The organism is Desulfitobacterium sp. THU1 (genome assembly GCF_038181555.1).
In the GTDB taxonomy this organism is placed as follows: Bacteria; Bacillota; Desulfitobacteriia; order Desulfitobacteriales; family Desulfitobacteriaceae; genus Desulfitobacterium.
In genome coordinates, this window is record NZ_JBBWUA010000005.1 from 79,565 (window position 1) to 93,643 (window position 14,079).

Genomic DNA, 14,079 nt, shown 5'->3' on the forward strand with positions numbered 1-14,079 from the left:
CTCAGTCAAGTCAGAAATATGTAATGTCTTTAATATAAAAGAAAAGAGCGGGCAAGCCCGCTCTTCATGGATTCAAGAAATAATCTTATTCGTATTTTTGCTCCGCTAAGCGCTTATAGGAATCTAAGCGGACTTGAGCGTATTTCTCAGCACCTTGGAAGAGTTCTTCCGCAGTTTCTGGGAAGGTGTTAAGCAAGGAAGTGTAACGTACTTCGCCCATGAGGAAGTCACGGAAGGAAGCAGTAGGCTCTTTGGAGTCAAGGGAGAACGGATTCTTTCCTTGATCCTCGAGATCTGGGTTGAAACGATAGAGATGCCAGTAGCCAGACTCGACCGCTTTTTTAGCTTCTGTAACACTCTTAGCCATTCCGGATTTGAGGCCATGGTTGATACATGGAGCATAGGCAATGATCAAGGAAGGTCCATTATAAGCTTCTGCTTCTTTAATCGCTCTAATGGTTTGAGCCATGTTAGCACCGAGTGCAATCTGAGCTACATAAACGTAGCCATAGCTCATAGCCATCATACCCAAGTCTTTCTTACGAATCTTCTTACCGGCAGCTGCAAACTTAGCGACAGCAGCGCGAGGGGTAGATTTGGAAGATTGACCGCCGGTGTTGGAGTAAACTTCGGTATCGAGAACAAGGATGTTGACATTGTCGCCGGAAGCTAAGACATGGTCTAAGCCACCATAACCGATATCGTAAGCCCAACCGTCGCCACCGACAATCCATTGGGATTTCTTCACGAGGTGATCTTTTCTATCTTTGATTTGGCTCATCAGTTCATTGTCACCGTTATAAGCGTCGAGCAGAGGACGGATCTTAGCTGCGGCAGCCTTGGATGCATCTGCGTCGTCCTTGCCGGCAATCCACTCTTGGAAAGCTTCTTTCAGCTCGCTGCTGATTCCTGTTTCCAGAGCTTCTTCCATTAAGAGGGCAAGCTTAGCACGTTGTTGACCAACACCAAGGTACATACCATAACCAAACTCTGCATTATCCTCGAAGAGGGAGTTAGCCCAAGTAGGTCCTTGACCCTTTTCGTTCACAGTGTAAGGAACGGAAGGAGCACTGCCACCCCAGATGGAGCTACATCCGGTAGCGTTAGCAATCATCATGCGATCGCCAAAGAGTTGAGTTACAAGCTTAACATAAGCTGTTTCTCCACAACCCGGGCAAGCGCCGTTGAACTCGAGGAGAGGTTGAGCATATTGGCTACCTTTTACGGTCGTAAGATCGAAGAGGTCGCTCTTGTTCGAAACAGTCATGGCAAATTCCCAGTTAGCAGCTTGCTGAGCAGTCTGCTCTGCAGCATCCTTCATCACGAGAGCTTTACCTTTAGCAGGGCAAACTTCGGCACAGTTTCCGCAACCAGTGCAATCCAACGGACTGACTTGTACGCGAGCTTGAAGTCCTTCTGAACCCTTGCCGAGAGCTTTCTTGGTGACAAAGCTTGCAGGTGCCTTAGCAGCTTCTTCTTCATTCAACAAGATCGGGCGAATACAAGCATGGGGGCAAACATAAGAACATTGATTACATTGAATACATTTTTCAACATCCCACTCAGGAACAACTACAGCGATACCGCGTTTTTCATAAGCTGTTGTTCCGACAGGTACAGTACCATCTTCACGACCTTTGAAAGCACTGACTGGGAGACTGTCTCCTTCTTGTGCATTCATGACGTTTTGGATTTTTTCAACATATTCAGGAAGCTCAACTGTTGCTGCTGCTTCAGCCTGTGCATCAGTAGCAGTAACCCAAGAAGCGGGAACGTTAACTTGAACTAACGAATCTGCTCCACGATCAATTGCTGCATTGTTCATGTCAACAATATTTTGACCTTTTTTACCATAAGCTTTGACTACGGAATCTTTCAGGTAGCTGATCGCTTGGTCAACCGGAATGACATTAGCTAGCTTGAAGAAGGCAGCTTGCATAATCATGTTAATGCGGGATCCTAAGCCGATTTCGCGGCCAATAGCAACAGCATCGATGATGTAGAATTTAATTTCATTTTTAGCGATGAATTGTTTCATAGCTGCTGGAATTTTTTCCTCTAGCTCTTCAGGCTTCCATTGGCAATTCAAAACAAAAGTACCGCCTTTTTTCAGGCCCTTGGTCAAGTCATATTGACCGACATACGATTGGTTATGACAAGCGACGTAATTCGCACCGGTAACATAGTAGGGCGATTTAATTGGCTTTTTACCAAAACGAACGTGAGAAATGGTGATACCACCGGATTTCTTAGAGTCGTATTGGAAATAAGCTTGAGCATACATGTTGGTGTGGTCACCGATGATCTTAATAGCTTGCTTATTTGCACCAACAGTACCGTCAGAACCTAATCCCCAGAATTTACAAGCGATTGTGCCTTCAGGTGCAGTTTCAATCACTTCGTCTTCCGGTAAGGATTTGAAGGTTACATCGTCTACGATGCCGATAGTAAAGCCATTCTTAGGCTCTTTAGCAGCAAGATTCTTGTAGACAGACAGAACTTGGGAAGGGGTAGTATCCTTAGATCCTAAGCCATAGCGACCGCCAACAATGACGGGCTTCAGGTCATTGGTATAGAATATATCTTTCACATCGAGATAGAGAGGTTCGCCATTAGCACCTGGCTCTTTGGTCCGATCAAGAACAGCTATGCTCTTAACGGTCTTTGGAAGAACCTTAAGGAGATACTCAGCCGAGAAAGGACGATAGAGGTGAACTTTAATAACACCCACTTTTTCACCTTTAGCAACTAAGTAATCGACAGTTTCTTCGATCGTATCGCAGATGGAGCCCATAGCAATAATAATACGCTCTGCATCTTCTGCACCGTAATATTGGAATGGTTGATATTCACGGCCAGTGATCTTCGCATATTCCTTCATATAATGGGCAACAATGTCAGGAACAGCGTCATAGAAACGATTGGATGCTTCACGACCTTGGAAGTACACATCAGGGTTTTGAGCAGTACCACGGAGTACGGGACGCTCGGGATTAAGTCCACTATTGCGGAATGCTTGAAGTGCATCGCGATCTAAAAGCTTAGCCACATCTTCATAGTCTGTAACTTCGATTTTTTGAATTTCATGGGATGTACGGAAACCATCGAAGAAATGGACAAAAGGAACTCTTGCTTTAATCGACGCTAAATGCGCAATATAACCAAGGTCCAGAGCTTCTTGGACGTTATGGGAAGACAATTGCGCAAAGCCAGTCGCCCGTACAGACATTACATCTTGATGATCACCGAAGATTGAAAGAGCATGAGTTGCTAAAGCACGTGCGCTGACGTGGAAAACGCTAGGCAGCAACTCCCCGGCAATTTTATACATATTCGGAATCATTAAGAGCAGCCCTTGTGAAGCGGTATAGGTGGTGGTAAGTGCACCCGACTGCAGGGACCCGTGAACTGCACCGGCAGCTCCGGCTTCCGATTGCATCTCAACAACCTTTACAGGTTGACCGAAGATGTTTTTCTTATCATGGGCAGCCCATTCATCTACGAACTCAGCCATTGTTGAAGAGGGAGTGATGGGGAAGATAGTCGCTACCTCGGTAAACGCATACGACGCGTGAGCAGCAGCCTCATTACCATCCATAGTCTTCATTTTTGCCATTTGGTACATCCTCCTAAATGAAAATTTTAATTAATAATAAGGGTTTAAGAAAGGGCACCTCTCTGTCACCCAAATTACGCCAATTAAGTAGAAACCCCGATTCCTTTGCGAAAAAAGTAATTAAGTAAATATAAGCCTAGCTAATATAATAAAGATAAAAAAATAAATATTAGCCAGCTAAAATGCTTTTAATGCTTTTATATTTCGGATATCAAAAGATTCAATTTTCGCAAAAATCCCGTAAAAATACGTCGAGGGAACTATTTCGGCGTACAAAGCCGAAATGTCCCCCTGTAGTCAGTATCAGTATACTCTGCGTTTCATAAATTCGTCAAGTCGTAATATGGAGCATGGGCGAAAGTTTCTCTGAAAAAGCGACCAGATGACATAGAAAACCCGATTTCACCAGACCTCGAAGTCATGCTCCCCCTTGCGAGGCCGGTGGTTGCCCTGAGAATCCTCATATGCCCAAAATTTGTAGTCCAACTAAAGCCACTGCCCCAGGGAAACCTAAAAATCCCACCAGAAAAATCGTAAACACATTGATAGGAATCCCAATGCCAACAACACTCAACATAAGGTCGAAAATCCATAAACCCACTATTCCCCCGAGAATGTGAATTGTCGTCTTTAAAAATAAGTTAGGCTTACCTAAAGTGCTTTTAACCACCAAGGCAATCAGCAGAATAAATAATGCTAAAAAAATTAAGGTCATAGGACATCCCTCCATTACCACTACTAGTCCAACATTATGCACGAAGTGGACAAAGAAGAACGCTTCTGACCTTATTTTTGATAGATTTAGTTTAGATATGAATTCGATTTAGATTTGACGGCGACCCTCGAGAGCACGGGCAATGGTAATCTCATCCGCGTACTCCAGGTCACCACCTACGGGTAAACCATGGGCAATCCGCGTCACTCTTATGCCCAAGGGCTTCAACAGCTTAGCTAAGTACATGGCCGTTGCTTCACCTTCTACGGTAGGGTTCACGGCCATAACTACTTCCTTGATTTCCCCCAGGCGCGTTAAGAGCTTGGGAATCGTGAGTTGCTCTGGACCAATCCCTTCCAAGGGAGAGATTACACCATGTAACACGTGATAGAGGCCTTTAAACTCTCTCGTCTTTTCTAAGGACACGACATCTCTGGGCTGCTCAACAATGCATAAGAGGGTGCGATCCCTTTTCTCCCCCTCACAGATGGGGCAAGGATCCTGATCTGTATAATTACAGCAAAGGGAGCATTGTTTAATTTCCCTTTGGGCCTTGATGATCGTTTCTGCCAAGTTTTCTGCTACTTGAGGCTGTTGTAACAGATAGAACGCCAAACGCCCTGCGGTTTTCGGCCCAATTCCTGGCAAACGGGATAAACCGGCAATCAAATCCGCTAGGGGCTGTGGGTAGTTTAAAAAATCCATAGTTCCTCGCTTAGAAGAGGCCGGGAATTTTAAAGCCCTGGGTTAATTTACCCATTTCAGAGGAGGTCATCTCTTCTACTTTTCGCAGACCCTCATTGACGGCAGCTTTAATCAAATCTTCCAGCATCTCTACATCATCAGGATCTACAGCTTCCGGTTTGATTTTTAATTCAATCAATTCATTTTTTCCATTGACTACGACTTGCACAGCACCACCGCCAACGGATGCCTCAACTGTACGTGTTTTTAGCTCTTCTTGAGCTCTTGCCATTTCTTCTTGGAGCTTCTGTGCTTGCTTTAACATATTGTTCATATTACCCATACCGCCGCCGCCTTTAAATGCCATATCATTACACTCCTTACATTCTTTATTAATAGGATAAGCTTTTATTTATTCTTCAAGTCATTCTAGAATTACTCATGCACCAGAATGACAGAATAACACTTTATTCTTTAATAATTACTAAATCTGAGCCAAACAAATCAGCAGCTTTTTTGAGCAGGGGATTTTCTATCGAATCATCCACTGCTTCCGGGTTAGCCGCAGATTCTCCTTTACCATACTCTCCCTCCAACACACATTGCAAGGTTAAGGGACTGCCAAACATGCTCTTAAGAACCTGTTCGATAGTTTCCCGGTTTTCCTTCTGGTTGACTTTATCCCGATGAAAAGACAGGCCATCTTTAAATACAATAACCAAACCATTCCCATCTAATTCAACAGGCTTTCCTTCCATTAAAAAAGCATGGGTTGATTTCTTTGCTTTGCGCACCTGTTCCAAAACATCCTGCCAACGTCCTTGAATCTGTTGGATGGATTGGGAAGTGTGGGATTGCCCTCCGCTACCGTTGTGATCCAGAGGCTGGACTGCTGACTTGACATGATCCCGATTCCTTGGCGGAGTCGCTCCCAAAGCCACTTCCTTGGGTTTAGGCGCTGGACTTTTGCCACTTTCCTTTGGGCTAACCTGCCCCTTAGAGAGGCTCTTAATCTCTTCTTCTATCTCCTGCAATCTTTGCAGCACCTGCGAAGAATCCTGGGCGCCACCCTTTTGAGAGTCATAAATCACCTGAACTAAAAGAAGCTCGGCAGCTAAGCGGGCATTTGCTGCATGTTTTAACTGACTCTCTCCTTGCAGTAAAATTCCGATCCACTGCAATAAGGTCTTTAATCCAATCTTTTCACATTGAAAAGCTAATTTCTCCTTAAGATGAGGGGCAATCTGAGGAAAGGCCTGTGTTGCCGCATAGAGCAGAGCCTGACGTAAATACTCCAGTAACTCGCGAATGATCTGGCGTGGGTCCATCCCTTGATTAATTCCATCCCCCAGTCGAGCCAAGGTAGCCGCATAATCTCCTTCGGCAAGCTGATCGACCAGTTGGGCACTAAATTCCTCCCCAACCATCCCTAATACTTGGTAGACTTGGACAACCCCCAGTTTCCCATCGAGTAGTAGGCATTGATCGAGAATACTCAAGGCATCTCTAAGCCCACCCTCTGACTTTTGGGCAATCACCTGCAAAGCTTCCTCATCCACATCCCGACCGATGGCTTGGCACACCTTCTCTAGATGGTTTTGAATCTGTTCGAGAGGAATTCGATGGAATTCAAAGCGTTGCACCCGGGAGAGAATGGTCAAGGGTATTTTATGTACTTCAGTAGTGGCTAAGATGAAGACAACCCGTTCTGGAGGTTCTTCTAGAGTTTTAAGCAGGGCATTAAAGGCCTCCGTGGTCAGCATATGCACTTCATCGATGATGTACACTTTGAATTTGCTTTCGCCGGCACTTAAGCGAACTTTATCCCTTAAATCGCGGATCTCATCAATTCCTCGATTCGAAGCAGCGTCGATCTCATAGACTTCCATAGCACTTCCCTGATCAATACTCAGGCAGGAAGCACATTGATTACAGGGTTCAACTCCATCCCTCTGCTCACAGTTTAAAGCCTTAGCTAAAACCTTCGCTGTGGTGGTTTTTCCGGTTCCTCTTGGACCACTAAATAAATAAGCATGAGCGACTTTATTTTGCGCGAGAGCATTGATCAAGGTCTTTGTCACATGCTCTTGCCCAACCATCTCCCTAAAATTCTTCGGTCTCCATTCGCGGTATAAGGCCAAATAAGCCATTGGACTCCCACCTTACCTTTGCAACCTTTGAGCGCCTTACCCTCCCGGAAGGCACCCATAAGCATTGTACCATATACCAAAAAAAGATGGTACAAAACCACCTTTTTATATGAATATTATAGGCCGTGCACCTTTACTCGAACAGACGCTTCCGGACGAATCCAGGATTCATTGCTCAACCTAGGCAACCTTACGGCACACAGAGTTTGCTCCTTAGTGCTGCTTCCGTCAGGACCTGACACGGTTCGAAGTGCTCTGTTGCGTAAGACCCAGACCTCATCACAATTAGCCCTAGCCGCTCCACAAACGCTGCCCTCATGCAGGAATTCCACCTCGCTAAAGCGGGTTGCGAGTACAAGGATCCGCTACCTCCCCGTCTAGCACGGCCAAATCAATTATAACAAAATAAAAAGCCTAAGTCGAATACGGAACGAATCAAACTTGGCTAGATTACGTTTATGATCATAAAAATTATGGCGGAGAGAGAGGGATTTGAACCCTCGACACAGTTGCCCATGTACTCGCTTTCCAGGCGAGCGCCTTCGACCACTCAGCCACCTCTCCGTGCTTGTCTCAAAAAAAGACTTATGAAATTCGTGACGAAGCTTATTATAAGCCAAACATGGTGGACATGTCAACAAAAGTCGCAGAAAATATTATTTCCTCACTTGGCATTAGCTGTATTTTACCAAAAGGAAAGCTGCTCATTTGAGACAATCCTCTGATATTCGTTTAATAAGCGATCTAATTCTTGGCTCATCGCGACAACACGTGCATCGGTCAAGCAATAGGTTGTCCCATTTTGATATAAACTCTTACGAAGGGCTTCGATTTTCCTTAATAACTTTTCTTCCACTCTAATTCTCCTCCTGAACACACATCAAGAAGATTTTAATAGATGTAGAGCTTATTTTCAACGGTATTTTAACCATAAAAAGGGAAACTAATGTCGGAAAATGGTTATTATTTTATCTTGTAGGAAATCTGGGCCGCCAGTCTCCCCACCAAACGCATGGGAATAATCCGTGCCAGCAGCGCAGTCATCCGTCCGAATTTACGGTAAAGTAGATTAAACAAAAGATAGGATTTGCGCTGGGCTTTATGGTGTGGTATACGGCGTACTATGTTACGAAAGGAGTAAAACTCCCTGTAAATCCAAAGGTAGCCCTCATATAGTTCTGCTGCTGACATTCCTTTTGGCCGAAAAACTACATGCGCTGTATTATACTTGGTTAGTTCATAGTCGGCAATACGTCCTTCTCTCTCCATGCGTCGGTACAATGCTGTGCCGGGGTAAGGGGTGAGAATATGGGAAGTTAAGGTTTCAATTTTGTTTTTGACCAGCCATTCCAAAGTTCTGGTAAAAACATCCTGTTCATCCCCGTCTAAACCGAAGACCATACTGGCGTTAATCATGATACCCCGACCATGGATTTCGGCAGCCAGCCTTTCGTATTTTTCGAAATGGTTGTCTTTGTTTACCCCGTGCAAGGACGAGTTGTTGATAGATTCAAAGCCGATAAAAAGACTTTGACAGCCCGTCTCGGCCATCAGATCCAGTAAGTCGAGATGATCGACTATCTTAGTGGTTACAGCGGCACTCCATTTTAGATTCATGCCCCTTAGATTATTAAGAAGTTCACGGGTATAAGCAGGCGCACCGATAAAATTATCATCAATAAACAACACATGCCGGGTGCCAAGAGCTTTAATATCTTTGATCACATCCTGAATAGGGCGACGTACATAAATTCTGTTTTGACAGCTGTTATAGCAGAAATCACAGCGGTTTGGACAGCCCCGACTAGTGAGTATAACATTCGTATAGAGATAGCGACTTTTATCAATCCTGTGATACGCCGGGGAAACGATCTCCTCTCCGCGAAAATTGTCCATATCGTGATAGAGCTGTTGCAGCCTACCTTGTGCCGCGTCTTTGATCATGTCTGCCCATACCCTCTCCGCAGCGCCGATACAAATTGCATCAAAATGTTGGAGGCACTCCTCCGGGTTGCTCGTAATATGAATACCGCCGGCTACTACCGGAATCCCCAACCGGCGGAATCTTTGGGCGATCTCCACCGCCCTGGGCATCACATCCAGGGTTATGGTGATGCCAACCATTCCTACATCCACATGATCCTGTATTTCCTCCATATTTTCGTTGATCATGATAACTTCATGACCCTCAGGGGTGAGACTCAGCAAAGTCAACAGAGCCAATGAGGGAGACATCCGTGTTTTCAGGTCAGTATCCATGGGCCGCTTATTCATTTTCGGCTGGATCAGCATAATTTTCATGTCTTTATCTCCATCTACACACAAGCACATAGACTAAGTCGGCCAGTACCACGGTTGCCCAATGGATCACGATAAAAAGAGTAAACTTTTCAACAATACCGTTGGTATTGCTCAAAACCATAAGGTAAAATATTGCAATCGCAGCCAATGTAAGTATCGTTGCAACCGCCAGACATTGAATCAGGACGTCCGCGTGATACTCATCGTAGGGATGTTTACGCTTGAGCAGCATCAGCACAACCACGCTGGATAGGGCAATCAATGCATAGGCAATATAGGCCTGATATCCGGATGCTAAGAAATTGCTCCAGCCAGTCCAAAAAGGCTCAAGCGTAGTTGCCCCGTTGTAATACAGTAAATTCTCAAACTCCATATGCCCGGAAGTCACGATAAATATCAATCCGTAGAAGGCCGAAAAAATGCCTAGCCCAATGGCATTGATCGCCGGATTCTTAAGTAGATGCCTCATTTCCGATCCTCCTCCTTGAAAAGAAATAGCGTCTCAATCGATATTCCGAAATAAAGTGCCAAATCATAGGCAAGCCAAATCGAAGGATCAAACTTGCCCATCTCAATGGCGTTGATGGCTTGGCGGGAAACGCCTACCTTTTCACCAAGTTCTTTTTGAGTCAGCCCACGCTCTTCCCGGAGGCGCTTAACATGGTTTTGCACGGCAATACCTCCTTTTAAGGAATCCTCTCACTATGTAAGGTTTACCTTACATTGAATATAACAGCCTAGCCTCATCAAGTCAAGTAAACCTGACACGGAAATAAATAGCAAAGGGCAAGCTTACTGATTCCTTGTCTGGAACCCTGCTTACCCTTTGCTGGCTAGGATGTGCAACTTGAGCACTCCTCCTTTTGAAGTTTCCCTGAATTTCGTTTGCCTTAGCTCAAAGTCTCTACTTATCTCATCTACCTCATTACTCGAAGCTTAGGCTTTCTTACTCTTAACTCTAGTTTTCAGTTTCCCTAATCACTAAGTCTTTCAGCTAGCCTGTTTACTTACTTTAGCCTAGGCTTTTTCAGTAATTTCGCCAACAAAGCTTATGTCTTCAGTAGATTACTTCTTACTATTGCTCACTATTTTCAGGGTGGTATCTAATACTTTAACCTCCTTGAAGGTTATTTCTTAGATTAATCATAGTATAACCTAGAAAAATCGGCTTGTCAAGATATTGTCAGAAAATTAGATGAATTAATTCAGAATTCTTCGCGGATATTTGTCATCATGGTATTAGATTTTTAGATAGCTTTGCGGATAATAACAGTGTATGTTGATTATATAATTGATTTGCCGGCAGGATTACGGGTGGTTGGTGCGATAGCTTTACACATCTTGGGCGTGCTGCACTCTATCTTATATCATGACCACCGCCCAAGATGATGATACATGCTAATCACTCTAGGCCTGTCCCAAATTAGACAACGTTGTCTAATTTGGGACAGGCCATACTTTCACATACATTCATTCCAACAAAAAACCCGCATTAACATTCTAACGCGGGTTTCACTTTCTTATGGCGGAGGAGGTGGGATTCGCTCCGCTCGGATTCCCTCGCTATCACGCCGGGTCGGGAAAATGCTTCCAAAGGGCGCATTTTTTATCCCCCTCCCGTTCGAATCCCACCTCTCCACATACATTCATTCCAACAAAAAACCCGCATTAACATTCTAACGCGGGTTTCACTTTCTTATGGCGGAGGAGGTGGGATTCGAACCCACGGACGGTTGCCCGTCAACTGATTTCGAGTCAGCCCCGTTATGACCACTTCGATACTCCTCCGTATATAAGCTCAAATGATATGACAATACTCATTTCACTTGAGCAAAACTAACAAAAATTAGCGTAGCTTTTTAAAAAAATCCTTTAAAATCTGGGCGCATTCTTCTTCAAGAATCCCCGCCACAACCTCTACGCGATGATTCCAGCGATTAACGTCTAAGACATTCGTCACTGAACCGACGGCTCCACCCTTAAGATCAGCTGCTCCAAAAACAAGATTTTTCAAGCGAGCTTGAACAAGGGCTCCTGCACACATGGGGCAGGGCTCGAGGGTGACATAAAGCGTGGCTTCAGAAAGACGCCAAACTCCTAAGGCTTGGGTAGCCCTTTGTACGGCCAACACTTCGGCGTGTGCTGTGGGATCCTGCCTTAATTCCTTTTCATTATGGGCTTTGGCAATGACTTGATTATTATGCACAACTACCGCCCCGATCGGTACTTCCCCTTGCTCAAAGGCAAGCTGTGCTTCCTCAAGTGCTAAACTCATCCACTTTTGATGACTCATAGTACCTCAGTTTTCAATGGTGGCCCCGGGAGGACTCGAACCCCCGCAAGACAGGGTTTAGGAAACCCCCGCTCTATCCACCTGAGCTACGAGGCCAGAATTAGTAAAAAGGTTCGAAACTCGTGCCTCGAACCTCGAACATCGCTAAGTTGCGGAGGGAGTGGGATTCGCTCCGCTCGCTTCCCTCGCTATCACGCCGGGTCGGGAAAATGCTTCCAAAAGGCGCATTTTTTATCCCCCTCCCGTTCGAATCCTAATATTATGATGGCGGAGGGGGTGGGATTCGAACCCACGGCCCCTTGCGGAGTCACCGGTTTTCAAGACCGGCTCCTTAAACCACTCGGACACCCCTCCAGATGTGACGAAAGTTAGTATATCACAATTTTTTGACGGTGTAAATGTTCAATTTTGTGTAGTTCTATTTTGTTAGCCAATATACTCGACGCCCATATAGGGTTGAAGTACTTTGGGAACTCTAACCCGTCCATCAGCTTCTTGATAGTTCTCGAGAATGGCTGATACCGTACGGCCAATTGCTAAGCCGCTACCATTGAGGGTATGAAGGTACTCGGGCTTTGCTTTCGGTGCTCGACGGAAACGTATATTGGCCCGACGTGCTTGGAAATCTTCAAAATTACTACAAGAAGAAATCTCCCGATAGGTATTAAAGCTGGGCAGCCATACCTCTAAATCATAAGTCTTAGCAGAACTAAAGCCTAAATCTCCTGTGGAGAGCGCCATGACCCGATAAGGCAATTCCAACTCCTGGAGGATATTTTCCGCATCTTGGGTTAAGGCTTCTAGCTCCTCATAGGAATTCTCAGGCATAGCAAACTTCACCAATTCTACTTTGTTAAATTGATGTTGACGGATTAATCCCCGCGTGTCCCTACCTGCAGACCCGGCTTCAGCCCGGAAACAAGCGCTATAAGCGCAATGGTGAATGGGCAGCTGATCTCCCTCGAGGATTTCCTCTCGGTACATATTGGTCACCGGCACTTCTGCTGTCGGAATTAAGAAATATTCCGTCCCCGCCACCTTAAAGGCATCTTCCTCAAATTTAGGAAGCTGTCCGGTACCAATCATGGAATTACGATGGACCATATAGGGAGGAAGGACTTCCACATACCCTTTGGCAGTATGCCGATCCAGCATAAAATTAATTAGAGATCTTTCCAGCTTAGCCCCTAAGCCTTTATAAAAGGTAAAGCGAGCTCCTGTGACCTTCCCCGCTCTGGCGAAATCTAGAATATCCAGCTTTTCGCCAATTTCATAATGGGCCAGGGGTTGATAATCAAAATGTCCTGGAGTTCCCCAGGTACGCACTTGGACATTGGCGGATTCATCGCTACCTACCGGCACAGAGGCATGGGGAATATTTGGAATACCATAGAGTACGGTTTCCATATCATTTTCTATCTTCGTGAGTTGTTCCTCAAGATTCTTGATATCTTGACCAACTTCCCGCATTTCTAAAATGAGCTGTTCGGCATCTTCACCGCTCTTCTTCAGCCGTCCTACTTCTTCAGAGACAGTATTGCGTTTAGCCTTTAAAGTTTCCACATCAAAAAGAAGCTTACGTCGTTCCTCTTCTTGCTTTAAAAACTCGTCCAAGCTGACATTGGAATTTCGTTTTTGGAGCGCATCTTTTACTACCTCAGGGTTTGTGCGTACAAATTTTAGATCAAGCATCTGAAATCCTCCATATCTAAACACTTACTTTTAGATTTTGCCATTGACAATATCTAGAAAATAGCGGTAAACACGATCATCTGCACTGCTGTCAGGATGGAAGGCACTGGCTAACAGATTACCCTGTCTCACAAACACTATTTTACCATTATATTCTGATAAAATCCCTACATTCGGGGCAACTTCTTGGATATAATGCGACTCGTCAAAAGCTGCCTTCACCGGTTTTGTTCCCAAAGCAGGTATAGACAGATACGCATCGATCTTTCCCTCCATAGGTTCACCGGCGACAGCAACATCCATCAAGCCAAGTCTAATATTCCCTTGCTCCGGAGAACCTTTACTCATTAAAACCATTCCGGAGCATATTCCGTAGATAGGGAAATCTAGCCTGGCTAATTCCTTAATTCTTTCTCCTAATTCCTTTGGAAAAAGAATACTCTCCGGCAAGCTTTCGCTACCAACAATCATCAAGCCATGAATAGTATCACAATTCTCTCTTGTCCGAACCTCAATCACTTGAAAGTCTGAGTCTAAGCATGGCAGACAAGGATGAATAAAGGTTCTATCGAGAGACAACACCCCAATCCGCTTGTTCATGCATTTTCAGCCCCGTTCTTGTCTGTCT

Annotated in this window: 12 protein-coding genes, 4 tRNA genes and 1 other RNA gene; all 17 read right to left on the reverse strand. The window is 45.0% G+C overall.

The window, feature by feature from the left end:
* Positions 1–85 precede the first annotated feature (85 nt).
* Positions 86–3,616 (reverse strand): pyruvate:ferredoxin (flavodoxin) oxidoreductase, encoded by a 3,531-nt coding sequence (gene nifJ, locus AAC978_RS06725; protein ID WP_341547274.1) that lies wholly within the window; start codon positions 3,614–3,616, stop codon positions 86–88.
* A gap of 460 nt (positions 3,617–4,076) precedes the next feature.
* The gene (locus AAC978_RS06730) at positions 4,077–4,331 is read right to left on the reverse strand and encodes a pro-sigmaK processing inhibitor BofA family protein (RefSeq protein ID WP_341547275.1); all 255 of its coding nucleotides are present in this window, start codon (positions 4,329–4,331) and stop codon (positions 4,077–4,079) included.
* Positions 4,332–4,439: 108 nt separating this feature from the next.
* A complete protein-coding gene (gene recR / locus AAC978_RS06735) occupies positions 4,440–5,036 on the reverse strand; it encodes a recombination mediator RecR (protein ID WP_341547276.1) in 597 nt (198 codons plus the stop codon).
* A 10-nt stretch (positions 5,037–5,046) separates the two neighbouring features.
* Positions 5,047–5,382 (reverse strand): YbaB/EbfC family nucleoid-associated protein, encoded by a 336-nt coding sequence (locus tag AAC978_RS06740; RefSeq protein ID WP_341547277.1) that lies wholly within the window; start codon positions 5,380–5,382, stop codon positions 5,047–5,049.
* Between the two features lie 100 nt (positions 5,383–5,482).
* Positions 5,483–7,165, reverse strand: a complete 1,683-nt coding sequence (dnaX, locus tag AAC978_RS06745; RefSeq protein WP_341547278.1) for a DNA polymerase III subunit gamma/tau — start codon at positions 7,163–7,165, stop codon at positions 5,483–5,485.
* A gap of 123 nt (positions 7,166–7,288) precedes the next feature.
* Positions 7,289–7,551: signal recognition particle sRNA large type (ffs, locus tag AAC978_RS06750), an RNA gene on the reverse strand.
* Positions 7,552–7,639: 88 nt separating this feature from the next.
* A tRNA-Ser gene (locus AAC978_RS06755) sits at positions 7,640–7,729 on the reverse strand.
* A 121-nt stretch (positions 7,730–7,850) separates the two neighbouring features.
* Positions 7,851–8,021, reverse strand: coding sequence for an aspartyl-phosphate phosphatase Spo0E family protein (locus AAC978_RS06760; RefSeq protein ID WP_341547279.1), 171 nt, complete (start codon positions 8,019–8,021; stop codon positions 7,851–7,853).
* 107 nt (positions 8,022–8,128) lie between these two features.
* Positions 8,129–9,466: a B12-binding domain-containing radical SAM protein gene (locus AAC978_RS06765; RefSeq protein WP_341547280.1), complete on the reverse strand. Its 1,338-nt coding sequence runs from the start codon at positions 9,464–9,466 to the stop codon at positions 8,129–8,131.
* A gap of 4 nt (positions 9,467–9,470) precedes the next feature.
* Positions 9,471–9,935, reverse strand: a complete 465-nt coding sequence (locus tag AAC978_RS06770) for a hypothetical protein (protein ID WP_341547281.1) — start codon at positions 9,933–9,935, stop codon at positions 9,471–9,473.
* The gene (locus AAC978_RS06775; protein ID WP_341547282.1) at positions 9,932–10,138 is read right to left on the reverse strand and encodes a helix-turn-helix transcriptional regulator; all 207 of its coding nucleotides are present in this window, start codon (positions 10,136–10,138) and stop codon (positions 9,932–9,934) included. The genes AAC978_RS06770 and AAC978_RS06775 overlap by 4 nt, the downstream gene beginning before the upstream one ends.
* A 1,027-nt stretch (positions 10,139–11,165) precedes the next feature.
* Positions 11,166–11,254 (reverse strand) — tRNA-Ser (locus AAC978_RS06780).
* Positions 11,255–11,312: 58 nt separating this feature from the next.
* Positions 11,313–11,759 (reverse strand): tRNA adenosine(34) deaminase TadA, encoded by a 447-nt coding sequence (gene tadA / locus AAC978_RS06785; protein WP_341547283.1) that lies wholly within the window; start codon positions 11,757–11,759, stop codon positions 11,313–11,315.
* 17 nt (positions 11,760–11,776) lie between these two features.
* A tRNA-Arg gene (locus AAC978_RS06790) sits at positions 11,777–11,855 on the reverse strand.
* 169 nt (positions 11,856–12,024) lie between these two features.
* Positions 12,025–12,113 (reverse strand) — tRNA-Ser (locus tag AAC978_RS06795).
* 72 nt (positions 12,114–12,185) lie between these two features.
* Entirely contained in the window at positions 12,186–13,451 is a 1,266-nt protein-coding gene (gene serS / locus AAC978_RS06800; RefSeq protein ID WP_341547284.1) for a serine--tRNA ligase, read from the reverse strand.
* A gap of 30 nt (positions 13,452–13,481) precedes the next feature.
* The gene (locus AAC978_RS06805; RefSeq protein WP_341547285.1) at positions 13,482–14,051 is read right to left on the reverse strand and encodes a pyridoxal 5'-phosphate synthase glutaminase subunit PdxT; all 570 of its coding nucleotides are present in this window, start codon (positions 14,049–14,051) and stop codon (positions 13,482–13,484) included.
* Between the last annotated feature and the right edge of the window lie 28 nt (positions 14,052–14,079).

What these genes read in the sequence shown, in the direction of transcription:
- AAC978_RS06765 (WP_341547280.1), bottom strand. Translation starts at nt 9,466, where the DNA reads ATGAAAATTATGCTGATCCAGCCGAAAATGAATAAGCGGCCCATGGAT.
- serS (WP_341547284.1), bottom strand. Translation starts at nt 13,451, where the DNA reads ATGCTTGATCTAAAATTTGTACGCACAAACCCTGAGGTAGTAAAAGAT.
- tadA (WP_341547283.1), bottom strand. Translation starts at nt 11,759, where the DNA reads ATGAGTCATCAAAAGTGGATGAGTTTAGCACTTGAGGAAGCACAGCTT.
- AAC978_RS06730 (WP_341547275.1), bottom strand. Translation starts at nt 4,331, where the DNA reads ATGACCTTAATTTTTTTAGCATTATTTATTCTGCTGATTGCCTTGGTG.
- AAC978_RS06770 (WP_341547281.1), bottom strand. Translation starts at nt 9,935, where the DNA reads ATGAGGCATCTACTTAAGAATCCGGCGATCAATGCCATTGGGCTAGGC.
- dnaX (WP_341547278.1), bottom strand. Translation starts at nt 7,165, where the DNA reads ATGGCTTATTTGGCCTTATACCGCGAATGGAGACCGAAGAATTTTAGG.
- AAC978_RS06740 (WP_341547277.1), bottom strand. Translation starts at nt 5,382, where the DNA reads ATGGCATTTAAAGGCGGCGGCGGTATGGGTAATATGAACAATATGTTA.
- recR (WP_341547276.1), bottom strand. Translation starts at nt 5,036, where the DNA reads ATGGATTTTTTAAACTACCCACAGCCCCTAGCGGATTTGATTGCCGGT.
- AAC978_RS06805 (WP_341547285.1), bottom strand. Translation starts at nt 14,051, where the DNA reads ATGAACAAGCGGATTGGGGTGTTGTCTCTCGATAGAACCTTTATTCAT.
- nifJ (WP_341547274.1), bottom strand. Translation starts at nt 3,616, where the DNA reads ATGGCAAAAATGAAGACTATGGATGGTAATGAGGCTGCTGCTCACGCG.